Here is a 26,117-nt window from a genome sequence, read left to right on the forward strand (position 1 = left end):
TCATCAAACTCTTCAGGCGCATATCACTGCGGGTTGGCACGGATGCTGGAAAGCAACGATTTCAGGTTGGCAGCCTTGGGCTTGACCAGCCAGAAACGACGCAGGTAATCATCGAGGTTTTCGGCGAGGTTGCGGCCCCATTCGCTGCCGGTCTCCTCGACGTACTCGTCCAGCACGTGCTGCAAGTGGTTCCGGTAGGACTCCATGGCTTCGCCGCTGATCCGCTGGATCTCGACCAACTCGTGGTTGACCTTGTCGACGAAGGTGTTGTCCTGGTCGAGCACGTAGGCGAAACCGCCGGTCATGCCCGAACCGAAGTTGTAACCGGTCTTGCCCAGTACCGCGACAAAGCCCCCAGTCATGTACTCACAGCAGTGATCGCCGGTGCCTTCCACCACGGTGTGGGCACCGGAGTTACGTACGGCAAAACGCTCACCGGCGGTGCCGGCGGCGAACAGCTTGCCGCCGGTGGCGCCGTACAAGCAGGTGTTACCGATGATGGCACTGTCCTGAGTCTTGTAGACGCTGCCTTTAGGCGGAACGATCACCAGCTTGCCGCCGGTCATGCCCTTGCCCACGTAGTCGTTGGCGTCGCCTTCGAGGTACATGTGCAGGCCACCGGCGTTCCACACGCCAAAGCTCTGGCCCGCAGTGCCCTTGAAGCGGAAAGTGATCGGCGCTTTCGCCATGCCCTGGTTGCCGTGCTTGCGTGCGATTTCGCCGGAGATGCGCGCGCCGATGGAACGGTCGCAGTTGCAGATGTCCAAGGCGAATTCGCCACCGCTAGACTCCAGGATCGACGAGCCGGCGATCTCCACCATCTTCTCGGCCAGCAGGCCTTTGTCGAATGGCGGGTTGCGCTCGACACCGCAGAACTGCGGCTTGTCGGCCGGGATGTGATCGCTGCCGAGCAGCGGCGTCAGGTCCAGGTGATGTTGCTTGGCGGTCTGGCCCTGAAGGATTTCCAACAGATCGGTACGACCGATCAGCTCTTCGAGGGAGCGCACGCCCAGCTTGGCCAGCCACTCACGGGTCTCTTCGGCGACGTAGGTGAAGAAGTTCACCACCATGTCGACGGTGCCGATGTAGTGATCCTTGCGCAGCTTCTCGTTCTGAGTGGCGACGCCGGTGGCGCAGTTGTTCAAGTGGCAGATGCGCAGGTATTTGCAGCCCAGGGCGATCATTGGCGCGGTGCCGAAACCGAAGCTTTCGGCGCCGAGGATCGCGGCCTTGATCACGTCGAGGCCGGTTTTCAGGCCGCCGTCGGTTTGTACCCGAACCTTGCCACGCAGGTCGTTGCCGCGCAGGGTCTGGTGGGTTTCGGCCAGGCCGAGTTCCCACGGTGCACCGGCGTACTTGATCGAGGTCAGCGGCGATGCGCCGGTGCCGCCGTCGTAGCCGGAGATGGTGATCAGGTCGGCATAGGCCTTGGCCACACCGGCGGCGATGGTGCCCACGCCGGCTTCTGCTACCAGTTTCACCGAGACCAGGGCCTGCGGGTTGACTTGCTTGAGGTCGAAAATCAGCTGCGACAAGTCTTCGATCGAGTAGATGTCGTGGTGCGGCGGTGGCGAGATCAGGGTGACGCCCGGCACTGCGTAACGCAGCTTGGCGATCAGACCGTTGACCTTGCCGCCTGGCAGCTGGCCGCCTTCGCCGGGCTTGGCGCCCTGGGCGACCTTGATCTGCAGCACTTCGGCGTTGACCAGGTATTCCGGAGTCACGCCGAAACGGCCAGTCGCCACTTGCTTGATCTTCGAGCTCTTGATGGTGCCGTAGCGCGCCGGGTCCTCGCCGCCTTCGCCGGAGTTGGAACGCGCACCCAGGCGGTTCATGGCTTCGGCCAGGGCTTCGTGGGCCTCGGGCGACAGCGCGCCCAGGGAGATACCGGCAGAGTCAAAGCGCTTGAGGATCGATTCCAGCGGCTCGACTTCGCTGATGTCCATCGGCGTGTCCAGGGTCTTCACCTTGAACAGGTCGCGGATCATCGACACCGGGCGGTTGTCCACCAGGCTCGTGTATTCCTTGAACTTGGCGTAGTCGCCCTGCTGCACGGCGGCTTGCAGGGTGTTGACCACGTCCGGGTTGTACGCGTGGTATTCGCCACCGTGCACGAACTTGAGCAGGCCGCCTTGCTGGATCGGCTTGCGCGCGCTCCAGGCTTCGGCCGCGAGGGCTTTCTGCTCGGCTTCGATGTCGACGAAACGTGCACCCTTGATACGGCTTGGCACGCCACGGAAGCTCAACTCGCAGACTTCTTCGGACAGGCCGATGGCTTCGAACAGTTGCGCACCGCGATAGGACGTGACGGTGGAGATGCCCATCTTCGACAGGATCTTCAACAGGCCCTTGGTGATGCCCTTACGGTAGTTCTTGAACACCTCATAGAGGTCGCCCAGCACTTCACCCGTACGGATCAGGTCGCCCAGCACTTCGTACGCGAGGAACGGGTACACCGCCGAGGCGCCGAAGCCGATCAACACCGCAAAGTGGTGTGGGTCGCGGGCAGTGGCCGTTTCGACAAGGATGTTGGAGTCGCAGCGCAGGCCTTTTTCGGTCAGGCGGTGGTGTACCGCGCCGGTGGCGAGCGAGGCGTGGATCGGCAGCTTGCCTGGGGCGATGTGACGGTCGGTCAGCACGATCTGGGTACGACCGGCGCGCACGGCTTCTTCGGCCTGGTCGGCGACGTTGCGCACCGCGGCTTCAAGGCCGAGGCTCTCGTCGTAGTTCAGGTCGATGATCTGGCGGTCGAAGCCAGGGCGGTCCAGGGTCATCAACGAACGCCACTTGGCCGGCGAGATCACAGGCGAGCTGAGGATCACACGGGAAGCGTGCTCAGGCGACTCCTGGAAGATGTTGCGCTCGGCACCGAGGCACACTTCCAAAGACATCACGATGGCTTCGCGCAGCGGGTCGATCGGTGGGTTGGTCACCTGGGCGAACTGCTGGCGGAAGTAGTCGTACGGCGTACGCACGCGCTGGGACAGCACGGCCATCGGCGTGTCATCGCCCATGGAGCCGACGGCCTCGTAGCCTTGCTCGCCGAGCGGACGCAGCACCTGGTCGCGCTCTTCGAACGTGACCTGGTACATCTTCATGTATTGCTTGAGCTGATCGACATCGTAGAACGCCGAACCGTGGTCGTTGTCTTCCATGGTCGCCTGGATGCGCAGGGCGTTCTTGCGCAGCCATTGCTTGTACGGGTGACGCGACTTCAAGCGGTTGTCGATGGCATCGGTGTCGAGGATCTGCCCGGTTTCGGTGTCCACGGCCAGGATCTGGCCAGGGCCGACGCGGCCTTTGGCGATGACGTCTTCGGGCTGGTAGTTCCACACGCCGATTTCCGACGCAAGGGTGATGAAACCGTTGGTGGTGGTGACCCAACGCGCCGGGCGCAGACCGTTACGATCGAGCAGGCACACCGCGTAGCGACCGTCGGTCATGACCACGCCGGCCGGGCCGTCCCACGGCTCCATGTGCATCGAGTTGTACTCGTAGAATGCACGCAGGTCCGGGTCCATGGTCTCGACGTTCTGCCACGCTGGCGGAATGATCATGCGCACGCCACGGAACAGGTCGATGCCGCCGGTGACCATCAGTTCGAGCATGTTGTCCATGCTGGAGGAGTCGGAACCCACGCGGTTGACCAGCGGGCCGAGCTCTTCGAGGTCCATCAGGTCGTTGGCGAACTTGGTGCGACGGGCCACGGCCCAGTTGCGGTTACCGGTGATGGTGTTGATCTCGCCGTTGTGGGCGAGGAAGCGGAATGGCTGGGCCAGCGGCCATTTCGGCAGGGTGTTGGTGGAGAAGCGCTGGTGGAACACGCAGATCGCGGTTTGCAGGCGCTCATCGCTCAGGTCTGGATAGAAGGCGGTGAGGTCCGCCGGCATCATCAGGCCTTTGTAGATAATGGTCTTGTGGGAAAAGCTGCAGATGTAGTGGTCGGCATCGGCGGCGTTGGCCACGGACGAACGACGACGGGAGGTAAACAGCTTGATCGCCATGTCCTGGTCGCTGAGGCCGTCGCCTGCGATGAACACTTGTTCGATCTGCGGCAGACGCTCGTTGGCCAGGCGGCCGAGTACGCTGGTGTCGATCGGCACTTTGCGCCAGCCGACCAGTTGCAGGCCGGCCGCGAGGATCTCGCGGTTCATGTTCTCGCGAGCGGCTTCGGCTTTTACCGGGTCCTGGTTGAAAAACACCATGCCCACGGCGTACTGCTTGGGCAGGTCGACCGCAAATTGCTCTTTGGCGACAGCGCGCAGGAACAGGTCGGGCTTTTGGATCAGCAAGCCGCAACCGTCACCGGTCTTGCCGTCGGCGTTGATCCCACCGCGGTGGGTCATGCAGGTCAGGGCCTCGATGGCCGTTTGCAAAAGGGTATGACTGGGCTCGCCCTGCATATGGGCTATCAGGCCGAAACCGCAGTTATCCTTGAATTCATCGGGTTGGTACAGACCTGCTTTCATAGACACTTTCTCACCAGGCTGCCTCTTATATCGAGGCAAATTTCTTTTCAATTCAACCGGTTACCTTCCACGCCGAACGTACGCCGGCTTAGCGGGGGCAAAAGGGAGGTCATTGTACACACCGACACAGACGCTCACAAATTTAGCGACGAAATGTCGCAAATCTATGTCGCATTTATGAAAGGTTTAAAGCGATATGCTGTGCTAGTCAAAACTTTTTTAATTCTGACCGCTACGACTCAAAAGCCACTGTGACGCAGACACCACAAAGCGCGCGGCCTGTGAGGGCAGCACGCACTTGCGGATATTTTTTGAGGTGCCGGGAGGGCGGCCTGGGTAAGGCCGCCGGATCTTCAGCGAGTTGCTGCCAGTTCTTGTTGAACGCTGGCGACAGTGCGAGGCCAAGGTTTACCAGCCTGAACCTTCGCTGGCAAGGATTTGATCGCAGAATCAGCGGCTGCACGGCTGGAGAAGTTGCCGTAGGTGATCACGTAGAGAGGCTTGCCGTTGAGCACTTTCTTGAAATAACGGTACTCGCCGCCCTGCTCTTTCACGAACGCCTGGGCGTTGGCTTCGGAGCTGGTGCCGAGGATCTGCACCACGAAGTTGCTCGCAGGCTGGCTGCCGTACCAACCGCTACCCGCTGCACCGGCCTTGGCGACGGTGACAGGCTTTTCAGCCGGCTTGGCGGCCGGAGCCGGGGTTGGCTTGGCGGCTGGCGCTGGCGCCGCGACAACCGGCTTGGTCACTGGCGTCGGCTTGGCGGTGGCGACGGTCGGTGCCGGCGTCGGCGTCGGCGTCGGCTTGGCAACTGCCGCTGGCTGGCCTGCCGGCACGCCCGCAGGTGGCGCGGTGGTGGTCACGGTTGGCGGTGTGGCGCTGGAGCCTTCCACCGGCACGCCGTCGTCGCCTTCGGAGATGCCGCCGGCTTCTTCGGCGAGCGGGCCGCGCATCACCGGCTGGCCGACCATCGGCAGGTTGGTTGGCTGGCCGGAGTTGGCGAATTCGACATTTGGCGTGGGCTTGCCCAGTGGCAACTGCGCCTGTTCGGTTGGCGCGCCAGCGGTGGTCGGGGCCTTGTTGCGGCCCGGGATCAACCAGGCGGCGGCGACGGCAACCACGACAACGGCGGAAATCGCCAATACGTGCTTCTTAGGCATAGTGAACCCCATCTTTGGACGCTTGACCGCAGAGCGGCTGGCAATCATGGCTTCGATCATCGCATCGCGGGCGACCTGGTTGATGGTGCCAGGCCAGCCGTCGGAGCTTTCGTGAATATCAGAGATCTGCTGGGCGGAGAAAAGTTCGATACCGGCCCCTGCGCCTTCCAGGCGTTGAGCCAGGTATTCGCGGGTTTCCTCTTCTTCGTACGGTTGCAATTCGATCACGTGGAACAGCTCTTGATCGCCACTGATCTGCTCCAGATCGGCGATCAGCGACGACTCACCAAACAGGAACACGTGGGGACGGCCTTCCGGCGTGCCGGCTGCCAGCGCCAACAGCGCTTCCAGCGCGGACTCGTCAAGCTGCTCGGCGTCATCCACCAGCAAGTAGACTTCCTGGCCGGTCAGGCCCAATTGCACCACTTGCTTGAGGATCGCATTCGGCTCGGCGCTGGACACGTCCAGGGCCTGGGCCACCTGGCGCAGCACACCCGCCGCATCACCGGCCCCGCGAGCGGATACGACCACGCTCTGCACCGATTGCTTGTTGGTACTGGCCACCAGGGCCTGGCGCAGCAAGGTCTTGCCGCTGCCCAACGGGCCGGTGACCACCAGCAGCAACTGGCTGTAGCGCGCCAGGTGGTGCAGTTGCCCCAGCACTGGCTTGCGCTGGGCCGGGAAGAATTTGAAGCCAGGCACCCGTGGAGCAAAAGGGTCGTGGCTTAACTGGTAATGGCCGAGGAACGCCTCGTCGGCATGCAAACTAGTCATCGGAATCTGGTTAACCTTTCAGCTGAGCCAGGGCGCGGTAATCCGCTCCCAGCGTGGCCTGTAGAATCTCTTTTGGATAATCGTCGGTCACCACCGCTTCGCCCATGCGGCGCAACAGCACCAGTCGTAGTCGACCGTCGATCACTTTCTTGTCTATCGCCATATGTTCGAGGAAGTCCGCCTCGGTCATTTCCTCAGGCGGAATGACCGGCAAACCGGCGCGCTGGAACAGGCGGATACCACGATCACGCTCCTGGGCACTGATCCAGCCCAGGCGCTGCGACATGTCCAATGCCATTACTGTGCCAGCCGCTACGGCCTCCCCATGCAACCACACACCATAGCCCATGTGCGTTTCGATCGCATGGCCGAAGGTGTGGCCGAGGTTCAGGGTGGCCCGTACGCCGGACTCCCGTTCATCGGCATTCACCACCAGCGCCTTGGCGGCGCAGGAGCGGGAAATCGCTTCGGTGAGGGCGACCTGATCGAGGTTGCGCAGGGCGTCGACGTGCTCTTCCAGCCAGGCCAGGAACGGCTCATCGCAGATCAGCCCGTACTTGATGACTTCCGCCAGGCCCGCCGACAACTCGCGCGGCGGCAAGGTATTGAGGGTGGCGGTGTCGATCAGCACAGCCTGAGGCTGGTAGAACGCGCCAACCATATTCTTGCCCAGCGGATGATTGATACCGGTCTTGCCGCCCACCGACGAGTCGACCTGGGACAGCAAGGTGGTCGGCACCTGGATAAAGTCCACGCCACGCTGGTAGCAGGCCGCCGCAAAGCCGGCCATGTCGCCGATCACACCGCCGCCCAGGGCGATCACGGTGGTGCGGCGATCATGGCGCGCGGTGAGCAGGCCATCAAAGATCAGTTGCAGGGTTTCCCAGTTCTTGTGGGCTTCGCCGTCGGGCAGGATCACCGAGATCACCGAATACGCCGCAAGACTGCGGCTCAGACGCTCAAGATACAGCGGCGCGACCGTTTCGTTGGAGATGATCGCCACTTGCCGCCCGGCAATATGCGGTGCGAGCAACTCGGGCTGGTCCAGCAGACCTTCGCCAATATGGATCGGGTAGCTGCGCTCGCCTAGATCGACCTTAAGTGTCTGCATGTGTCCCCGCGTTAGAGATGTATTGACGACCGGCAACGTCGAGACTCGGCGTTGCCTGATGGCTCTACGCCACACCCCAGAGGGTGATGGCGCGCCGCCGAGAATAGCGCATTTCGGGCCTGGCTTTAACGGGGTGGCAGCCGTTGCAGGCGCTCAAGAATATCGAGGACCACCATCCGAGGTGGCCGCTCATCGGTTTCCACCACCAGATCGGCGATCTCCCGATACAGCGGATCGCGCAGCGCCAGCAGGTCCCGCAAGGTTTTTTCCGGGTTGGCCGTGCGCAGCAGCGGGCGATTGCGATCGCGGGCGGTGCGGCCAACCTGTTGCTCGACCGAGGCATGCAGGTAGACCACCCGACCACCGGCATGCAGTGCCCGACGGTTCTCTTCGCGCATGACTGCGCCACCGCCGGTGGCCAATACCACGCCGTCGAGGCCGCACAGCTCGGCGATCATCGCCTGCTCGCGGTCCCGAAAGCCCAGTTCGCCTTCCTTATCGAAGATCCATGGGATATTGGCACCCGTGCGCACTTCAATTTCCTTGTCGGAATCTTTGAATGGCAGGCGCAGCTCTTTGGCAAGCAAACGGCCGATGGTGCTTTTTCCAGCGCCCATCGGTCCTACAAGAATCAAATTTCGCACAGAATCAACGACTCACAGCAATCGCCTGGTTATTCATAATACGCGGAGTCAGGAATACCAGCAGCTCGGATTTTTTCTCCGCCAGCACATCGCGCCGGAAAAGGCGGCCAAGATACGGCACATCGCCCAAAAATGGCACTTTATCTACCACTTTGCTTTGGGTATTGGAGAAAACTCCGCCAATGACAATGGTCTCGCCATCCCGGACCAGCACCTTGGCGTTGACTTCGTTCTTCTTGATCGGCGGCACATCGTTGAGTTTATTCAGGTAGTCGGGCTCGTCCTTGGTGACCTTGACCTCCATGATCACGCGGTCATCCGGGGTGATCTGCGGGGTGACCTCCAGGGACAGCGAGGCCTCCTTGAACGACACCGATGTGGCGCCGCTGGAGCTCGATTCCTGGTACGGAATCTCGGTGCCCTTGAGGATGCGTGCGGTTTCCTTATCGGATGTAACCACCTTGGGCTGTGAGACGATTTCGCCGTTACCGGTTTTCTCCATGGCGGTCAGTTCCAGGTCCAGCAGCAGGTTGTCGGTGACGTAGGCCACGCCCAGCCCCGAGGTGCCGGTAATCGCCCCCAAATCGACAAACGGCGAGCTGGGCGGGCTTTCCGGCAGCTCCGCGCCTTCCGGCAACGGCTTGCGGATGCCCCCGCCCGCCCAGTTTCCACGATTGAGCCGTCCGCCCCAGCGCGCCCCGAGGCTTTTGTCGTAATCCACGTTGGCCTCGACAATCCGCGCTTCGATCATCACCTGGCGCACCGGAATATCCAGTTGCGCCACAATCCGCCGCAGCTCCTCCAGGCGCTCGCCGGTCTGGTAGGCAATGATGTTATTGGTGCGTTCATCCACCGCCACCGAGCCACGCTCATCGGTGACCCCCTCAAACCCGCTCATCGACTGGAACAGTTTGGCCAGATCAGCGGCCTTGGCGTAGTTGACCTGCAACAGTTCCCGGCGCAGCGGCGCCAATTCGGCCATCTGCCGGCGCGATTCCAAACTCAGCAATTCACGCGCGGCCAGCTCCTCGGCGGGTGCAACCAGCAAGGCACCGGCCTTGATCCGTTTATCCAGGCCTTTGGCTTGCAACACCAAGTCCAGCGCCTGGTCCCAGGGCACATCCTTGAGCCGCAGGGTAATCGAGCCTTGCACGTCGTCGCCGGCCACCAGGTTGAGGCCCGCCACATCGGCAATTTGCTGCAACACGGCGCGCAGCTCGACATTCTGGAAGTTGAGGTTGAGCTTGTCGCCAGCACCCGCCACCGGGGGCGGCAGGTGGATCAGGTCGACGCGATTGGGCACAGCAGCAGCCATCGGCGCCGTGAACGCTATCCATAGCGCCACACCGAAGGACAGGAAAGTCCTTTTCATTGGTTTTATTCCGTTATGAGTTGACGTTTAACGCGAGGGTTCGCGGGCGCTCCAACCAGTCACCCTGTTCATCGGGAAATAACTCGACCAGCTCGATATGCCCGGCGTAGATGGCGGTGATCCGACCGTGATGCGGCCCGAGGTAGTCGCCGACCGCCAGCCGATGCACTTCGGAAGCCGCACGCAGCAAGACAAAGGCCTGCATACCACGGGACAGGGTGCCGACCATTTCGAATTGATCGACCGCCAGCGCTTCGAGGATGCCCCGTGGCCGAGCAAGGTCCGGCGCTTGGGCCGGCCGACCACGGGTGCGGGTGACTTGAACCGCAAGGGGCTGGAAAGGATCGCGCAATCCCTGGGGGTCGTAGACAAAGGACGGGGCCTGCGCCACGTACTCACCCACCCCAGCGCTTTGCTGCGCGCGCCAATAAGTCCTGGCCAGCAGATCAAGGCGCAACAGCTTGCCGTCAGGCCGCAGGGCGAGGTCATGCACCGTGGTGATCCGCGACAGGCCGCCCAGGGCACTCACGAACCTTGCCAGGTCGTGAAAGGTCCCGCTGACGCCAATCTGCACCGGCTGCTCGATATAGAACGGACGCGCCTGCTCATCCAACGGCGTGATGCTTTCCACCAACAGACCATTGGCCAGCGCCAACCGCGCCGTGTCGTCAAGCAGGCCGGGCATTGCGGACTCGCCGGGCAATTGCCGCCAACGCGCCTCGACCTGCTCGCGCAGCACCTGCAACTGCTGGGTACGCTGTTCAAGGCCGGCAGCCAGCACGCTTTTTTGCGCCAATTGCTGCTCAAGCGCCACGCCGTTCAGTTCAGCCTGGCGCAAACGGTCCTGTGACGCGTCGAGATACAGCCTATCGCCCACCAGCAGCACCAAACCTGCCAGCGCACAGCCTGACAAGAGCTTGCCTGCCAAAGGCCATGTTGCAGCGTTGTGATAGAGCGAGCCGACATCGAGCCTGACCCGGCTCATGGCTGAACCTCGCCTGGCGCTCCCTTGCGCACCATCAACTGGAATTCATTGTCGCCACGCACGCCTTCCGTTCGCACATGTTGCAAGCGGGTGGCGCTGGCACCTTGCGAGGCCTCCAGGCGGCGCATCAATTGGGCAATATCCTGGCTGGACTCGGCACTGCCACGGACACTCACCGCATCGCCCTTGGCCACCACCTCATGCAGGTGCACGCCATCAGGCACCGCGCGCGCCAACTGGTCCAACAGCTGGGCGCCGGACGAGCGAGCGTCGTGCAAGTCCTCGACCACCTTCATGCGCTGCGCCAATTGCCGGCCTTGCACGTGCAGGTCGTCGATGGTCTTGATGCGCGCATCCAGGACCGCAATGTCGCTATCGACGCGGCTATTGCGCGTGACCTGGCGGTCGATGGCTTGGTCGATCACTTGATTGGCCAGCCACACCGCTGCGAGCGCCACACCAGCCAATGCCAGCAGCAACATCAGGAAAAATTTGCGCCGCCGCTGCGCGAGTGCCTGGCGCCAGGGTAATAGGTTGATTCGTGTCATCAAGCGAAACTCCTCAGGGCCAACCCGCAAGCAACTCCCATTCCCTGGGCATCCATAGCCCATCGTTCGCCATCGACTTGATGGCTCGGCGTGAAGCTGGGGAAATCCTGAAGGCAAGCGCGCGCCAATGCAAACCGTTCTATGTCCACCACCCTCGGCATCAACCCAGCCAGGGCCAGGACCGCCGCGCGTGCCTCGACCTGTTCCCTGAGGCACGCCGCCAGCAGCACCTCGACGCGCATGGGGTCATGGGCACAAGGGCCCTGCACATAAAAGTCGAGCGCCATGTCATCCAGTGGATAGGGAATGTATTGATCCGCCTCCATCTGGATCTTCCAGCCCATCTCGTCGTCGCTGAGCCCAGCCTCCATTTCGATCACCTGCGTGATGACCGAAGGCCCCGCCACGGCAACGGCCGCGTACCTGGTCGATGTGTGCAGCCGCGACAAGGCCTGGCGCAGCGCCTGCCCGGCAGCCGCAAGGTCGAGCACGGCGCCATCGACCACCACATGGGCCGGCAACGCCTGGATGACATAGCCTTGCACGCTGTAACCGCGAATTGAACGGCCCAGTTCGACCAGCTTGATCTCCTGATCATTAAGATCGACGCCCAGGACGCTGGCGACTTTTCGCCTGAAAAATCCCTTTTTCATAAAACTCCCCAAAACTTTCCCTGTCATACCGCCTGATTGCTGCCGCGCACCGTGCATTCGGTCGGCTTGTTTGAGAGGCGCGAATGACGCCCCAAGCCGAAAAATGCTTTAATGCGCAGCGTTTTTCCCCGCTTTTATCTGCAGCCCGGGTCGATCCATCGTTTGCCATGCATGCCCCGACGCCTAACCCATTCTTTTCTCTGGAAATCCAAAAGCCTTGATTCGTCTGCTGAAGTTTTTCGGGTACTCCATTGTCGCGATCGTCTGCGGGCTGCTGCTCGTACTCAGCGGGGCCTACCTCTACCTTAGTCCGGGTTTACCCTCCGTAGAGGCACTCAGAAGTATCCAGTTGCAGATTCCTTTGCGGGTCTACAGCAGCGATGAAAAGCTGATCGCGGAGTTCGGTGAAATGCGCCGCACCCCGATCCGTTTTGCCGATATTCCGCCCAATTTCATCAGCGCCTTGCTGTCGGCCGAAGACGACAATTTCGCCAACCACTACGGCGTCGACCCAAGCAGCCTGGTGCGTGCAGCCACGCAATTGGTAAAAAGCGGACACATTCAATCCGGCGGCAGCACCATCACCATGCAGGTGGCGAAGAACTTCTTCCTCACCAGCGAACGCAGTTTTTCGCGCAAGGCCACAGAGATCCTGCTGGCCTTGCAGATTGAACGCCAGTTGACCAAGGACGAGATCCTTGAGCTGTACGTCAACAAGATCTACCTGGGCAACCGTGCCTACGGCATCGAGGCGGCGTCGCAGGTCTACTACGGCAAGTCGATTCGTGATGCCAGCCTGGCGCAGATGGCGATGATCGCCGGCCTGCCCAAGGCGCCGTCGCGCTTCAACCCACTGGCCAACCCGGCGCGCAGCAAAGAGCGCCGCGACTGGATCCTGGGGCGCATGTACAAGCTGGGCAAGATTGACCAGCACGCCTACGAAACCGCCGTGGCCGAGCCGTTGAACGCCAGTTACCACGTGCCGACGCCGGAAGTGAACGCACCGTATATCGCCGAAATGGCCCGTGCCGAGATGGTCGGCCGGTATGGCAGCGAGGCCTACACCGAAGGTTTCCGCGTCACCACGACCGTTCCGAGCGACACCCAGGAAATCGCCAACAACGCCGTGCATTCCGGCCTGATCACCTACGACCAGCGCCACGGCTACCGCGGCCCCGAATCGCGTCTGCCGGGCAAGACCCTGAGCGCGTGGACCACCGAACTGGGCAAGCAGCGCGCGATCAGCGGCCTGGAGCCGGCCATCGTGACCCAGGTGAAGAAAGACGGCGTGCAGGTGCTGACCCGCACCGGCGAAGCCCATGTGTCGTGGGACAGCATGAAGTGGGCCCGCCCGTTCCTGAACACCAACAGCATGGGCCCGATGCCCAAGCAGCCGTCGGATGTGGCGCAGGTGGGCGATTTGATCCGCGTGCAACGCCAGAAGGACGATAGCCTCAAATTCAGCCAGGTGCCGGTCGCCCAGGGCGCGCTGGTCTCCCTGGACCCGCAGAACGGTGCGATCCGCGCCCTGGTCGGCGGCTTTGCCTTCGAGCAGAGCAACTACAACCGCGCCACCCAGGCCAAGCGCCAGCCGGGCTCGAGCTTCAAGCCGTTCATTTACAGCGCCGCGCTGGATAACGGCTACACAGCCGCCAGCCTGGTCAACGATGCCCCGATCGTGTTTGTCGACGAGTACCTGGACAAGGTCTGGCGTCCGAAGAACGACACCAACACCTTCCTCGGCCCGATCCGTATCCGCGAGGCGCTGTACAAGTCGCGCAACCTGGTATCGATCCGCCTGCTGCAAGCGATGGGCGTCGGCAAGACCATCGATTACATGACGCGCTTTGGCTTCAACAAGTCGGACCTGCCGCCGAACCTGTCCCTGGCCCTGGGCACCGCGACCCTCACGCCAATGGAAATCGCCACCGGCTGGAGCACCTTTGCCAACGGCGGCTACAAGATCACGCCGTACCTGATCGACAAGATCGAAAGCCGCAATGGCGACACCCTGTTCACCGCCAACCCACCACGGGTGCCGGGTGATGTGGTCAACGGTATCGCCGCCACGGACGGCCTGGCCGCGCCGAGCAACGGCGGTATCACGATCGAACCGACGCCAGGCGCCACGCCGGCCGCCAACGCCGCCATACCTGCCGAGCCACAGGCGCCGGCAGTGGCCGAACGGATTGTGGATGGTCGCACCACCTACATCCTCAACAGCATCCTTGAAGATGTGATCAAGAAAGGCACCGGCCGCCGTGCCCTGGCCCTCGGCCGTGCGGACATCGCAGGCAAGACCGGCACCACCAACGACTCCAAGGACGCCTGGTTCTCCGGCTACAACGGCGACTACGTGACCACCGTATGGACCGGCTACGACCAGCCGGAAAGCCTCGGCCGTCGCGAATTCGGCGGCACCGTCGCGCTGCCGATCTGGATGAGCTACATGGGCGCTGCCTTGAAGGACAAGCCGTTGCATACCCAGCCGGAGCCGGAAGGCATTCTCAGCCTGCGGATCGATCCGGTCAGTGGCCGCGCCGCCTCGCCAAGCACGCCGAATGCGTACTTCGAACTGTTCAAGAGCGAAGACACGCCGCCGTCAGTCAATGAACTGAGCAATGGTGTGGTGCCAGGCAGCCCGCTGCCTGCAGACGAGGCGGCGCCGATCGATCTGTTCTGATGCAGATCCAGTGTGGCAACTGGCTTCTGTGGGAGCTGGCCCCACATTTAGATCTGTGCAAGGCTCAAACAAATCACCACACAGCAAAAAGCCCCGACTCGCGAGAGCCGGGGCTTTTTGTTGGTGCGCTACAACGGCTTAGCCGTTGAACACATCATCCACGCTCTGCAGCGGGTAGTTCTTCGGATACGGCAGGGTGGCCACACCGGTCTCGATGGCGGCTTTGGCCACGGCATCGGAGATCAGGGTGATCAGACGCTTGTCCATTGGCTTCGGAATGATGTACTCACGACCGAATTCCAGCTTGGCGCCGCCGTAGGCGTCGCATACGTCCTGAGGCACCGGCAGCTTGGCCAGTTCGCGCAGGGCGTTGGCGGCAGCCACTTTCATCTCTTCGTTGATGCGCTTGGCGCGAACGTCCAAGGCGCCACGGAAGATGAACGGGAAGCCCAGCACGTTGTTGACCTGGTTCGGGTAGTCCGAACGGCCGGTAGCCATGATCACGTCGTTACGGGTGGCGTGAGCCAGTTCCGGCGCGATCTCTGGGTCCGGGTTGGAGCAGGCGAACACGATCGGGTTGGCCGCCATGGACTTCAGGCCTTCGGCGCTCAGCAGGTTCGGGCCGGACAGGCCGACGAACACGTCTGCACCGTCAAGGGCATCAGCCAGGGTGCGCTTGGAGGACGGGTGGGCAAACATCGCCTTGTACTGGTTCAGGTCGGTGCGCTCGGACTGGATCACGCCCTTGCTGTCGACCATGTAGATGTTTTCCAGCTTGGCGCCCATGCTCACGATCAGCTTCATGCACGAGATAGCTGCCGCACCGGCGCCCAGGCAGACGATCTTGGCGTCAGCCAGGGTCTTGCCGGCGATTTCCAGGGCGTTGATCATGCCGGCCGCGGTAACGATCGCGGTACCGTGCTGGTCATCGTGGAATACCGGAATGTCGCACTGTTCGATCAGGGCCTTTTCGATCTCGAAGCACTCAGGTGCCTTGATGTCTTCCAGGTTGATGCCACCGAAAGTGATGGAAATGCGCTTTACGGTGTCGATGAAAGCCTGCGGGCTCTCGGAATCGACTTCGATGTCGAAAACGTCAATGCCGGCAAAGCGCTTGAACAGCACGCCCTTGCCTTCCATGACCGGCTTGGAAGCCAATGGGCCAAGGTTGCCCAGGCCCAGAATCGCGGTGCCATCGGAAATCACTGCAACGAGGTTGCCTTTGCCGGTGTACTTGTACGCCAGCTCAGGGTCGCGTGCGATTTCACGTACGGGCTCGGCCACGCCAGGGCTGTAGGCCAGCGACAGGTCGCGGGCGGTGGCGGTGGCTTTGGTGAGCTCTACACTCAGCTTTCCTGGACGAGGATGGGCATGATATTCGAGAGCGGCAGTTTTCAAATCAGACATATCGGCATTCCGCTTTTACTGTTGGTCGACGGACCGCCGAGGATACGCGTGTCGTAAAGTCCCTACAAGACTGGGTAGTCACCGGTGTCAAGGCCCCAAACCGACGTACTTTGGTCTAAGGCCACGGGATACAAGGGCTCAACTGTTCACAATCGCCTAAAAAAATGTCTACAATTTTTTATTAATGCATCAATTAAATGCGATTCTCTCAAATTCCAGGCACAAAAAAGGCGTCCACAAGGGACGCCTCTTTTTTCAGCAGGAAAAGCCCAGGGGGCTTTTCAGCCTTACTCTGCTGGAGTAGCAGCAGGCTTCTTGCCGAAAGCGCCGAAACGGTCAGCAAAGCGCTGTACACGGCCGCCGGTGTCCAGAGTTTTCTGCTTACCGGTGTAGAACGGGTGGCACTCGTTGCATACGTCAGTACCCAGTGGCTTGCACAGGTTCGAACGAGTTTCGAACTTGTTACCGCAGCTGCAGGTTACTTCGATGGTTTCGTACGCTGGATGGATATCGGCTTTCATGGTGACTTCCTCGGGCTGCGTGCCGCCACTCGACACTATTGTCGAATACCGCACGTAATTAGGCCGCGGATTCTACCAGACCTTTTTAAACGCGCAAGCGGCGCTTTGGGCGTGAAACTTCCTTTCATCAGAAAACCATCGGCTACCCCAAGCCCTCCCCTGTCTGCTAGGCTCCCGCCCCTGCGCCACCGCCTGCCTTTATAGATGAGACCCCCGCGTGCCCGACGCCATCTTGCGCCTCGCCCTGCCTTCGCCCCTGCGCCGCCTGTTCGACTACCGGGCCCCGGCCGGCGTGCTGCGGACGCAGTTGCAACCAGGCATGCGCGTGCGCGTGCCGTTCGGGCGCCGGGAAATGATCGGCATCCTGGTGGAAGTCACCGACCACAGCGAAGTGCCGGCAGAGAAGCTCAAGCCTGCACTGGCAATCCTCGACGCCACGCCACCGCTGCCGCCCGCGCTGTTCAAGCTGTGCCTTTGGACCGCCCAGTATTACCAGCACAGCCTCGGCGACACCCTGAGCTGGGCGCTGCCGGTGCTGCTGCGCCAGGGCGAACTGGCCGAAGCGCGCCAGGAACGTTTCTGGTCGATGGTGCCCGGCGCGCGCCTCGATGACCCGCGCATCGCCCGCGCCCCGCGTCAGCGTGAGGCCCTGGCCACCCTGGCGCAGCATCCCCATGGCGTGGCCCATCAGCTGTTAAGCAAGCTGATGCTGAGCAAAGACAGTCTCGACCTGCTGCTGGCCAAGGGCCTGGTGCAGGTGGAAATCCGCAAGCACGCCCCCGACCCACGTCACGAACACTGGCTGGCCCAACCGGAACTGCCGCTGAACCCCGAGCAACGTGCTGCCTACGAGGCGATCCGTGCAGGCTTCGACAGTTTCCACGCGTTCCTGCTGGCCGGGGTCACCGGCAGTGGCAAGACCGAAGTGTATTTGCAACTGATCCGCGAAACCCTGCAGGCCGGCAAACAGGCGCTGGTGTTGATCCCCGAGATCAACCTGGGCCCGCAGACCCTGGCGCGTTTCGAGCAACGCTTCAACGCGCGCATCGCCCTGGTGCACTCAGCGGTCAACGACCGCGAACGCCTGGAGTCCTGGCTCGCCGCACGAGATGGCGAGGCCGACATTATTATCGGCACCCGCTCGGCGCTGTTCACCCCGATGAAAAACCCCGGGCTGATCATCATCGACGAAGAACATGACGGTTCCTACAAACAGCAGGAAGGCCTGCGCTACCACGCCCGCGACCTCGCGCTGGTACGCGCGCGCCAGGAAGACATCCCGATTGTGCTGGGTTCGGCCACGCCGTCCCTGGAGAGCCTGCACAACGCCTACACCGGCCGTTACGGCCTCCTGCGCCTGAACGAACGTGCAGGCGGCGCCAAACAGCCACGTTTCCTGCGCCTGGACGTAAAAAGCCGCCCGCTGGACAGCGGCATTTCCGGGCCGATGCAACAAGCCATCGGCCAGACCCTCGCCGCCGGCCAGCAAGTGCTGGTGTTCCTCAACCGTCGCGGCTTTGCGCCGACGCTGTTGTGCCATGACTGCGGCTGGATGTCCGAGTGCGAGCGCTGCGACGCGCGCATGACCGTGCATCAGCGCCACGGCGAGCTGCGTTGCCATCACTGTGGCCATGTGGAACGGGTGCCACGCCACTGCCCGCAGTGCGGCAAAGTCGACCTGCGGCCGGTGGGCGCGGGCACCGAACGGGCCGAAGAGCGCCTGGGCATCCTGTTCCCGGACTACCCGGTGTTGCGGGTCGACCGCGACAGTACCTCGCGCAAAGATGCGATGAACCAGCTGTTCGCCACCATCCAGAAAGGCCAGCCGTGCATTCTGATCGGCACGCAGATGCTGGCCAAAGGGCACCATTTCCCCAGGGTGACACTGGTTTCGATCCTGGATGCCGACGGCGGTCTGTTCTCCGGCGACTTCCGCGCCAGCGAGCGCATGGCGCAGTTGATCGTGCAGGTCGCCGGCCGTGCGGGGCGCGCTGAAGAGCCGGGCAAAGTGATTATCCAGACACACCTGGCCGACCATCCACTGCTGATTCAGCTGACAGAGCAAGGTTACTTTGCCTTCGCTGAACAGGCCTTGAGCGAACGCCGCTCCGCCGGCCTGCCGCCGTTTGCCCACTTGGCCTTGCTGCGCGCCGAAGCGCACAAGCCGGGGCAGGCCGAGGGTTTTCTCGACGAGGCATGCAGTGCCGCCGAACGTTTGCTCGGTGAGCTGGGTCTGAGCGGCATCGAGTTGCTCGGCCCGGTGCCCGCACCCATGGAGCGCCGCGCCGGGCGTTATCGTGCCCAGCTACTCTTGCAGGCGACGTCGCGAGCACCATTGCATCGGCTGTTAAGTAGCCTATTGCTTGCTCTGGAGCAAATGCCCAGCGGCCGGCAAGTGCGATGGTCGATGGACGTCGACCCCGTGGATCTGTATTGATCGATTGGTCCCACTGTTTGGATTGTGAACGCCCTTAAATGTGGGGGCGGGCTTGCCCGCGATGAGGCCCGCAGGTCCGCCAACCCGTCTGAACGGTTGGCAAGCCCGCCCTCGCCACGGATAATGCCCAGTTTTTCCACCTGCGCATCGCGCGCCGCCGCTTGCGGCACAAAGAGAACACCATGAAAGACACCATTCGCCAGCTGATCCAACAAGCCCTCACCCAACTCGTCAACGAAGGTGTGTTGCCTGAAGGCCTGACGCCGGCGATCCAGGTGGAAAATACCCGCGACAAGACCCACGGCGACTTTGCCAGCAACATCGCGATGATGCTGTCCAAGCCTGCAGGCATGAAGCCACGTGACCTGGCGGAAAAAATCATCGCCGCGCTGCCCGCCGATGACAGCGTGACCAAGGCCGAAATCGCCGGCCCTGGCTTTATCAACTTCTTCCAGAACACCCAGGCCCTGGCCTCGCGCCTCGATGCCGCGCTGGCCGACGCCAAGATCGGCGTGCACAAGGCCGGCGACGCCCAGCGCGTGGTCATCGACCTGTCTGCGCCAAACCTGGCCAAAGAGATGCACGTGGGCCACCTGCGCTCCACCATCATTGGCGACGGCGTGGCCCGCGTCCTGGAGTTCCTCGGCGACACGGTGATCCGTCAGAACCACGTGGGCGACTGGGGCACCCAGTTCGGCATGCTGATGGCCTACCTGCAAGAAAACCCGATCACCAGCAACGAGCTGTCGGACCTGGAAAACTTCTACCGTGCTGCGAAGAAGCGCTTCGACGAATCCGAAGAGTTCGCCGACCGCGCTCGTGGCCTGGTGGTCAAGCTGCAAGCCGGCGACGCCGAATGCCTGGCGCTGTGGAACCGCTTCCGTGAGATTTCCCTGTCTCACTGCCAGGAAATCTACGAGCTGCTCAACGTCAAATTGACCATGGCCGACGTAATGGGCGAAAGCGCCTACAACGATGACCTGATCAACGTGGTCAACGACCTCAAGGCCAAGGGCCTCTTGGTCGAGAGCAACGGCGCGCAGTGCGTGTTCCTCGAAGAATTCAAGACCGCCGATGGCGAGCCGCTGCCGGTGATCATCGTCAAGGCTGACGGCGGCTACCTGTATGCCACCACCGACCTGGCAGCCGTGCGCTACCGCAGCGGCGTGCTCAAGGCCGACCGTGCGCTGTACTTCGTCGACCAGCGCCAGGCCCTGCACTTCCAGCAGGTGTTCGAAGTGGCGCGTCGCGCGGGCTTCGTGACCCACCCGATGCACATGGAACACATGGGCTTCGGCACCATGAACGGCGCCGACGGCCGTCCGTTCAAGACCCGCGACGGCGGCACCGTCAAGCTGATCGACCTGCTCAACGAAGCCCAGGAACGCGCCTACACCCTGGTCAAGGAAAAGAACCCGGAGCTGGCCGAGGCCGACCTGCGCAACATCGCCCGCGTGGTGGGCATTGGCGCGGTGAAATACGCCGACCTGTCCAAGCACCGCACCAGTGACTACAGCTTCAACTTCGAACTGATGCTCAACTTCGAAGGCAACACCGCGCCGTACCTGCTGTACGCCTACACCCGCGTGGCCGGCGTGTTCCGCAAGTTGGGCAAGGACTTCAGCGAAGTCGAAGGCCATATCGTGCTGGATGCCCCGCACGAACAGGAACTGGCGGCCAAGCTGGCGCAGTTCGGCGAAGTGCTGAACAGCGTCGGCGAGAAAGGCACGCCGCACATCCTGTGCAGCTACCTGTATGAAGTTGCCGGCCTGTTCTCCAGCTTCTACGAGAACTGCCCGATCCTCACCGCCGACGACGAAGCGCAGAAGCAAAGCCGCCTGCGCCTCGCCGCCCTGGCTGGTCGTACCCTCAAGCAAGGCCTGGAACTGTTGGGCCTGGAAACCCTGGAGCGCATGTAAGTTGGCTGCCAAGAAAAAACCTGCACCCAAGCGCGGCGCCAGCCGCTACCAGGCCCCGGCGAAGAAGCCGATCCCGGGCTGGCTGTGGATGGCCATCGGCCTGTCGGTCGGCGCGTTTATCGTGTTCCTGATGAAGCTGGACCCGGGCAAGGGCGATGACGTCAAACGGGTCAAGCAGGAGCAGCAGAAGATCACGAAAATGGCCGAAGCCAACAAGACCGCGCCAAGTCCTACAGCGCCAGTGAAGCCGAAGTACGACTTCTACACACTGTTGCCGGAGTCCGAAGTGATCGTGCCACCTGACGCCGTGCCGGAGAAAACCCTGCCGACCCCACAAGTGCCGACCACACCGGTCACGCCTGCGGAAGCGGCAAAGATCGACACCGCACGGGCCCAGGCCGCGCTGGCCGGGATCACCCCGCCGCCAGCACCGCCGGTTGCCGAGACCAAAGCGGCGCCGGTGACCAAGTTCTTCCTGCAAGCGGGCTCGTTCCCGAAGCAGGCGGATGCGGATCGCGTGAGGGCGCAGATCATTCTGCTGGGTCAGGCGGTGACCGTGGAATCCGGCACGGTGAAGGATGCGACCTGGTATCGCGTGCTGGTGGGGCCGTTCAGCAACCGTGAACAGCTGACCGTGGCGCAGAAACAACTGGCTGGCGCTGGGTTCAGCAACCTGTTGTTACAACAACGCCAGAGCCGCTAAACCCAAGAACACAGCAGGCCCATGTGGGAGCGGGCTTGCTCGCGAATGCGCTAGATCAGTCAATATTTTCGGCGGCTGACACACCGCTTTCGCGAGCAAGCCCGCTCCCACATTTGATCTACAGCGTTCTCAAGAGTGTGTCAGATCAATACACACCACTCGTCCGCACACCGCCCCCACGGTTGAAATCCCCCCCACCATCCCCATATCAGTTTTCACCAGGGCATTTTCGCCCCGCTGTGTGGAGACTCTCCCCTTGACCACCATCGTTTCAGTACGTCGCCACGGCAAAGTCGTCATGGGCGGCGACGGCCAGGTTTCCCTTGGCAACACCGTGATGAAAGGCAACGCCAAGAAAGTGCGTCGCCTGTACCACGGCCAGGTTCTCGCGGGCTTTGCCGGCGCTACCGCCGACGCCTTCACCCTGTTCGAGCGTTTCGAAGGCCAGCTGGAAAAACACCAGGGCCACCTCGTGCGCGCCGCAGTTGAACTCGCCAAAGAATGGCGCACCGACCGTTCCCTCAGCCGCCTTGAAGCCATGCTGGCCGTGGCCAACAAAGACGCGTCCTTGATCATCACCGGCAACGGCGATGTGGTTGAGCCCGAGCATGGCCTGATCGCCATGGGTTCCGGCGGTGGCTACGCCCAGGCGGCCGCCAGCGCACTGTTGAAGAAAACCGACCTGTCGGCCCGTGAAATCGTCGAGACCGCCCTGGGCATCGCCGGTGACATCTGCGTATTCACCAACCACAACCAGACCATTGAGGAGCAGGACCTCGCCGAGTAAGCCGTAGGCTTATTCCGGCTTGAGGCCGCCAAACATTATGTCCATGACTCCCCGCGAAATCGTCCACGAACTCAACCGCCATATCATCGGCCAGGACGATGCCAAGCGCGCCGTTGCCATCGCACTGCGTAACCGCTGGCGCCGGATGCAACTGCCCGAAGAACTGCGCGTTGAAGTAACGCCGAAGAACATCCTGATGATCGGCCCGACCGGCGTCGGTAAAACCGAGATCGCCCGCCGTCTGGCCAAACTGGCCAACGCACCGTTCATCAAGGTCGAAGCCACCAAGTTCACCGAAGTGGGCTACGTGGGCCGCGATGTCGAGTCGATCATCCGTGACCTGGCCGACGCCGCCCTGAAGCTGCTGCGCGAACAGGAAATGACCAAGGTCAGCCACCGCGCCGAAGACGCAGCCGAAGAGCGCATCCTCGACGCCCTGCTGCCGCCGGCACGCATGGGGTTCAACGAAGACGCCGCACCGGCCTCGGATTCCAACACCCGCCAGCTGTTCCGCAAGCGCCTGCGTGAAGGCCAGTTGGACGACAAGGAAATCGAGATCGAAGTCGCCGAAGTGTCCGGCGTCGACATCTCCGCCCCGCCTGGCATGGAAGAAATGACCAGCCAGTTGCAGAACCTGTTCGCCAACATGGGCAAGGGCAAGAAAAAAAGCCGCAAGCTCAAGGTGAAGGAAGCGCTGAAACTGGTGCGCGACGAAGAAGCCGGGCGCCTGGTGAACGAAGAAGAACTCAAGGCCAAGGCCCTGGAAGCGGTCGAGCAGCACGGCATCGTGTTTATCGATGAGATCGACAAGGTGGCCAAGCGCGGCAACTCCGGTGGCGTCGATGTATCCCGTGAAGGCGTGCAGCGCGACCTGCTGCCGCTGATCGAAGGCTGCACCGTGAACACCAAGCTGGGCATGGTCAAGACCGACCACATCCTGTTTATCGCCTCCGGTGCGTTCCACCTGAGCAAGCCAAGCGACCTGGTGCCAGAGCTGCAAGGCCGCCTGCCGATTCGCGTGGAGCTCAAGGCGCTGACCCCGGGCGACTTCGAGCGCATCCTCAGCGAGCCCCATGCGTCGCTGACCGAGCAGTACCGCGAGTTGCTGAAAACCGAAGGCCTGGGCATCGAGTTTCAGCCAGACGGCATCAAGCGCCTGGCGGAGATTGCCTGGCAGGTCAACGAGAAGACCGAGAACATCGGTGCCCGTCGCCTGCACACCTTGCTGGAGCGTTTGCTCGAGGAAGTGTCCTTCAGTGCCGGCGATCTGGCTGGGGCGCAGAATGGCGAAGTGATCAAGATCGACGCTGATTACGTCAACAGCCACTTGGGCGAATTGGCGCAGAACGAAGACTTGTCTCGTTATATCCTGTAAGGCCGCTTTGCTTTAATTGTGGGAGCTGGCTTGTGTGGGAGCTGGGCTTGCCCGGATGCAGGCACCTCGGTGTATCAGTGATACCGAGGTGATGCCATCGCAGGCAAGCCAGCTCCCACACAAGCCAGCTCCCACATGTTTGAGCCGGTTTCTTCAGGATTATTGCCATGTCCAAATTCCCCACCGCTGTAAACCTGCACAAAACCTCCAACACCCTCGGCCTCACCTACGGGCCCGATGAGGTCTACCAACTCCCCGCCGAGCTGCTGCGCACCCACTCGCCTTCGGCCGAGGTCCAGGGCCACGGCAAACCCATCCTGCAATTCGGCAAGCTCAACGTGAAGTTGATCAAGATCGAACCGGCCGGCCAGTACGCACTGAAATTGACCTTCGACGACGGCCATGACAGCGGACTGTTCACCTGGGACTATCTCTACCAGCTGGCCGTGCGCCAGGATGCGCTGTGGGCCGATTATCTGGCCGAACTCAAAGCCGCTGGCAAAACCCGCGACCCGAGCCAATCGGTCGTGCGGCTGATGCTCTAGTCCAGGCGTCTTGCTCTTTAGAGGGCATTTTCTAATTTCATCTGCTTGAATGCCCTGTCGCGTGGCCAACGAATGGCCCGCTTGCGAAAAAAATTAAACTCGGGTAACCAATGGAACTGGCAAGTTCCCTGCATTTGACGATGCGGTATCAACGGTCACCCGAGTCGCAGTACCTGGCTTGTGTCGTGTATCGAAACTTGGTGCACAGAGCGGTAGCCGGTACTCGTCTTTCGGACAATGGAGCGTCGTAGATGAGTAACAAGAACAACGATGACTTGAAACGCCAGGCCTCGGAAAACACCCTGGGGCTGAACCCGATCATCGCGTTACGGAAAAAGGACTTACTCGCCTCGGCGAAGATGGTGCTGACCCAAGCCATCAAGCAACCGTTGCACAGCGTCAAGCATGTCGCGCACTTTGGCGTCGAACTCAAGAACGTGATGTTCGGCAAGTCCCAACTGGTGCCGGAAAGCGATGACCGTCGCTTCCATGACCCGGCCTGGAGCCAGAACCCGCTCTACAAGCGCTACCTGCAAACCTACCTGGCATGGCGCAAGGAACTGCACGACTGGATCGGCGACAGCAACCTGTCCCCCCAGGACATCAGCCGCGGCCACTTCGTGATCAACCTGATGACCGAAGCCATGGCCCCCACCAACAGTGCGGCCAACCCGGCGGCGGTCAAACGTTTCTTTGAAACCGGCGGCAAGAGCCTGCTCGACGGTTTGTCCCACCTGGCCAAGGACATGGTGCACAACGGCGGCATGCCGAGCCAGGTCAACATGGGCGCCTTTGAAGTGGGCAAGACCCTGGGCACCAGCGAAGGCGCCGTGGTGTTTCGCAACGACGTGCTGGAGCTGATCCAGTACAAGCCGATCACCGAACAGGTGCACGAGCGCCCACTGTTGGTGGTGCCGCCGCAGATCAACAAATTCTACGTATTCGACCTGAGCCCGGATAAGAGCCTGGCGCGCTTCTGCCTGCGCAATGGTCAGCAGACCTTTATCGTCAGCTGGCGCAACCCGACCAAGGCCCAGCGTGAATGGGGCCTGTCGACCTATATCGAGGCGCTCAAGGAAGCGGTGGACGTCGTCACCGCGATCACCGGCAGCAAAGACATCAACATGCTCGGCGCCTGCTCCGGCGGCATTACCTGCACCGCCTTGCTCGGCCACTACGCCGCGCTGGGCGAAAAGAAGGTCAACGCCCTGACCCTGCTGGTCAGCGTGCTCGACACCACCCTGGACACCCAGGTGGCGCTGTTTGTCGACGAGCAAACCCTGGAAGCGGCCAAGCGCCACTCCTACCAATCCGGGGTGCTTGAGGGCCGCGACATGGCCAAGGTGTTCGCCTGGATGCGCCCCAACGACTTGATCTGGAACTACTGGGTCAACAACTACCTGCTGGGCAACGAGCCGCCGGTGTTCGACATCCTGTTCTGGAACAACGACACCACGCGCTTGCCGGCCGCGTTCCACGGCGACCTGATCGAACTGTTCAAAAACAACCCACTGGTACGCGCCAATGCCCTGGAAGTGTGCGGCACGCCCATCGACCTCAAGCAGGTCACCGCAGACATCTACTCACTGGCCGGCACCAACGACCACATCACACCCTGGCAGTCCTGCTACAAGTCGGCGCAACTGTTTGGCGGCAAGGTCGAGTTCGTACTGTCCAGCAGCGGGCATATCCAGAGCATCCTCAACCCGCCGGGCAACCCCAAGGCGCGCTACCAGACCAGCGACAGCCTGACGGCAACGCCGCTGGACTGGCAGGAAAATGCCACCAAGCACACCGACTCCTGGTGGCTGCATTGGCAGGTTTGGCAGGCGGAGCGGGCGGGGAAGCTGAAGAAGGCGCCGACAACATTAGGCAATAAAACCTACGTCGCGGCGGAAGCGGCGCCGGGCACCTACGTACACGAACGCTAGATTGAAATGAGATCCAAATGTGGGAGCGGGCTTGCTCGCGAATGCGGTGTGTCAGTCACCGTAAATGCCGACTGAACCACCGCATTCGCGAGC

Annotated in this window: 17 protein-coding genes and 1 pseudogene; 8 read left to right on the plus strand and 10 right to left on the minus strand. The window is 61.9% G+C overall.

The features are described from left to right. Window positions 1–23: 23 nt before the first annotated feature. From gltB to pilM, 8 genes and pseudogenes are all read right to left on the minus strand, one after another. Window positions 24–4,469: a glutamate synthase large subunit gene (gltB, locus tag OPU96_RS20945; protein ID WP_498559615.1), complete on the minus strand. Its 4,446-nt coding sequence runs from the start codon at window positions 4,467–4,469 to the stop codon at window positions 24–26. A gap of 353 nt (window positions 4,470–4,822) precedes the next feature. Beyond that, the gene (locus OPU96_RS20950) at window positions 4,823–6,403 is read right to left on the minus strand and encodes an SPOR domain-containing protein (protein WP_498559616.1); all 1,581 of its coding nucleotides are present in this window, start codon (window positions 6,401–6,403) and stop codon (window positions 4,823–4,825) included. Between the two features lie 10 nt (window positions 6,404–6,413). After that, a complete protein-coding gene (aroB, locus tag OPU96_RS20955; RefSeq protein WP_192298340.1) occupies window positions 6,414–7,514 on the minus strand; it encodes a 3-dehydroquinate synthase in 1,101 nt (366 codons plus the stop codon). A 125-nt stretch (window positions 7,515–7,639) separates the two neighbouring features. Beyond that, window positions 7,640–8,158 carry a shikimate kinase AroK gene (gene aroK, locus OPU96_RS20960; protein ID WP_192298341.1) on the minus strand — a complete coding sequence of 173 codons (519 nt, stop codon included), beginning with the start codon at window positions 8,156–8,158 and terminating at the stop codon, window positions 7,640–7,642. A 4-nt stretch (window positions 8,159–8,162) separates the two neighbouring features. Next, window positions 8,163–9,419, minus strand: a pseudogene (locus OPU96_RS20965) (type IV pilus secretin PilQ); the annotation flags it as partial. Window positions 9,420–9,543: 124 nt separating this feature from the next. After that, window positions 9,544–10,515 carry a pilus assembly protein PilP gene (locus tag OPU96_RS20970; protein ID WP_226455539.1) on the minus strand — a complete coding sequence of 324 codons (972 nt, stop codon included), beginning with the start codon at window positions 10,513–10,515 and terminating at the stop codon, window positions 9,544–9,546. Next, a complete protein-coding gene (locus OPU96_RS20975) occupies window positions 10,512–11,063 on the minus strand; it encodes a PilN domain-containing protein (RefSeq protein ID WP_498559617.1) in 552 nt (183 codons plus the stop codon). The genes OPU96_RS20970 and OPU96_RS20975 overlap by 4 nt, the downstream gene beginning before the upstream one ends. Next, window positions 11,063–11,716: a type IV pilus biogenesis protein PilM gene (gene pilM / locus OPU96_RS20980; protein ID WP_226455538.1), complete on the minus strand. Its 654-nt coding sequence runs from the start codon at window positions 11,714–11,716 to the stop codon at window positions 11,063–11,065. The genes OPU96_RS20975 and pilM overlap by 1 nt, the downstream gene beginning before the upstream one ends. A gap of 220 nt (window positions 11,717–11,936) precedes the next feature. Here pilM and OPU96_RS20985 point away from each other — a divergent pair, with 220 nt between their 5' ends. Then, complete coding sequence (locus OPU96_RS20985) at window positions 11,937–14,399, plus strand: penicillin-binding protein 1A (protein WP_498559619.1); 2,463 nt, start codon at window positions 11,937–11,939, stop codon at window positions 14,397–14,399. 138 nt (window positions 14,400–14,537) lie between these two features. Here OPU96_RS20985 and OPU96_RS20990 read toward each other — a convergent pair whose 3' ends face one another. Both OPU96_RS20990 and rpmE read right to left on the minus strand, forming a co-directional pair. Continuing rightward, the gene (locus OPU96_RS20990; protein WP_192298346.1) at window positions 14,538–15,806 is read right to left on the minus strand and encodes a malic enzyme-like NAD(P)-binding protein; all 1,269 of its coding nucleotides are present in this window, start codon (window positions 15,804–15,806) and stop codon (window positions 14,538–14,540) included. 287 nt (window positions 15,807–16,093) lie between these two features. Continuing rightward, window positions 16,094–16,327 carry a 50S ribosomal protein L31 gene (gene rpmE, locus OPU96_RS20995; RefSeq protein WP_005784030.1) on the minus strand — a complete coding sequence of 78 codons (234 nt, stop codon included), beginning with the start codon at window positions 16,325–16,327 and terminating at the stop codon, window positions 16,094–16,096. A gap of 217 nt (window positions 16,328–16,544) precedes the next feature. On the opposite strand from rpmE, the gene OPU96_RS21000 reads away from it, so the two are divergent. The 7 genes from OPU96_RS21000 to phaC all read left to right on the plus strand — a co-directional run bounded on the left by OPU96_RS21000 (window position 16,545) and on the right by phaC (window position 26,024). Beyond that, entirely contained in the window at window positions 16,545–18,764 is a 2,220-nt protein-coding gene (locus OPU96_RS21000; protein WP_305391915.1) for a primosomal protein N', read from the plus strand. Between the two features lie 182 nt (window positions 18,765–18,946). Beyond that, on the plus strand, window positions 18,947–20,683 hold the full coding sequence (gene argS, locus OPU96_RS21005; protein ID WP_226455536.1) for an arginine--tRNA ligase: 1,737 nt from the start codon (window positions 18,947–18,949) through the stop codon (window positions 20,681–20,683). Between the two features lies 1 nt (window position 20,684). Continuing rightward, entirely contained in the window at window positions 20,685–21,386 is a 702-nt protein-coding gene (locus OPU96_RS21010; protein WP_192298349.1) for an SPOR domain-containing protein, read from the plus strand. Window positions 21,387–21,642: 256 nt separating this feature from the next. Then, window positions 21,643–22,173, plus strand: a complete 531-nt coding sequence (hslV, locus tag OPU96_RS21015; protein ID WP_003171209.1) for an ATP-dependent protease subunit HslV — start codon at window positions 21,643–21,645, stop codon at window positions 22,171–22,173. 37 nt (window positions 22,174–22,210) lie between these two features. Further along, window positions 22,211–23,548 (plus strand): ATP-dependent protease ATPase subunit HslU, encoded by a 1,338-nt coding sequence (hslU, locus tag OPU96_RS21020; RefSeq protein WP_012721807.1) that lies wholly within the window; start codon window positions 22,211–22,213, stop codon window positions 23,546–23,548. 167 nt (window positions 23,549–23,715) lie between these two features. Next, a complete protein-coding gene (locus OPU96_RS21025) occupies window positions 23,716–24,093 on the plus strand; it encodes a gamma-butyrobetaine hydroxylase family protein (RefSeq protein WP_226455535.1) in 378 nt (125 codons plus the stop codon). Window positions 24,094–24,344: 251 nt separating this feature from the next. Then, on the plus strand, window positions 24,345–26,024 hold the full coding sequence (gene phaC, locus OPU96_RS21030; RefSeq protein ID WP_226455534.1) for a class II poly(R)-hydroxyalkanoic acid synthase: 1,680 nt from the start codon (window positions 24,345–24,347) through the stop codon (window positions 26,022–26,024). Window positions 26,025–26,117: the final 93 nt, after the last annotated feature.

The organism is Pseudomonas sp. RP-B7 (assembly GCF_059803535.1).

Bases quoted from the DNA above. Each gene is read 5' to 3' on its own strand.
- OPU96_RS20950 (WP_498559616.1), bottom strand. From the start codon at position 6,403: ATGACTAGTTTGCATGCCGACGAGGCGTTCCTCGGCCATTACCAGTTA.
- hslU (WP_012721807.1), top strand. From the start codon at position 22,211: ATGTCCATGACTCCCCGCGAAATCGTCCACGAACTCAACCGCCATATC.
- pilM (WP_226455538.1), bottom strand. From the start codon at position 11,716: ATGAAAAAGGGATTTTTCAGGCGAAAAGTCGCCAGCGTCCTGGGCGTC.
- OPU96_RS20975 (WP_498559617.1), bottom strand. From the start codon at position 11,063: ATGACACGAATCAACCTATTACCCTGGCGCCAGGCACTCGCGCAGCGG.
- rpmE (WP_005784030.1), bottom strand. From the start codon at position 16,327: ATGAAAGCCGATATCCATCCAGCGTACGAAACCATCGAAGTAACCTGC.
- OPU96_RS21025 (WP_226455535.1), top strand. From the start codon at position 23,716: ATGTCCAAATTCCCCACCGCTGTAAACCTGCACAAAACCTCCAACACC.
- gltB (WP_498559615.1), bottom strand. From the start codon at position 4,469: ATGAAAGCAGGTCTGTACCAACCCGATGAATTCAAGGATAACTGCGGT.
- OPU96_RS20970 (WP_226455539.1), bottom strand. From the start codon at position 10,515: ATGAGCCGGGTCAGGCTCGATGTCGGCTCGCTCTATCACAACGCTGCA.
- phaC (WP_226455534.1), top strand. From the start codon at position 24,345: ATGAGTAACAAGAACAACGATGACTTGAAACGCCAGGCCTCGGAAAAC.
- aroB (WP_192298340.1), bottom strand. From the start codon at position 7,514: ATGCAGACACTTAAGGTCGATCTAGGCGAGCGCAGCTACCCGATCCAT.
- OPU96_RS20990 (WP_192298346.1), bottom strand. From the start codon at position 15,806: ATGTCTGATTTGAAAACTGCCGCTCTCGAATATCATGCCCATCCTCGT.
- argS (WP_226455536.1), top strand. From the start codon at position 18,947: ATGAAAGACACCATTCGCCAGCTGATCCAACAAGCCCTCACCCAACTC.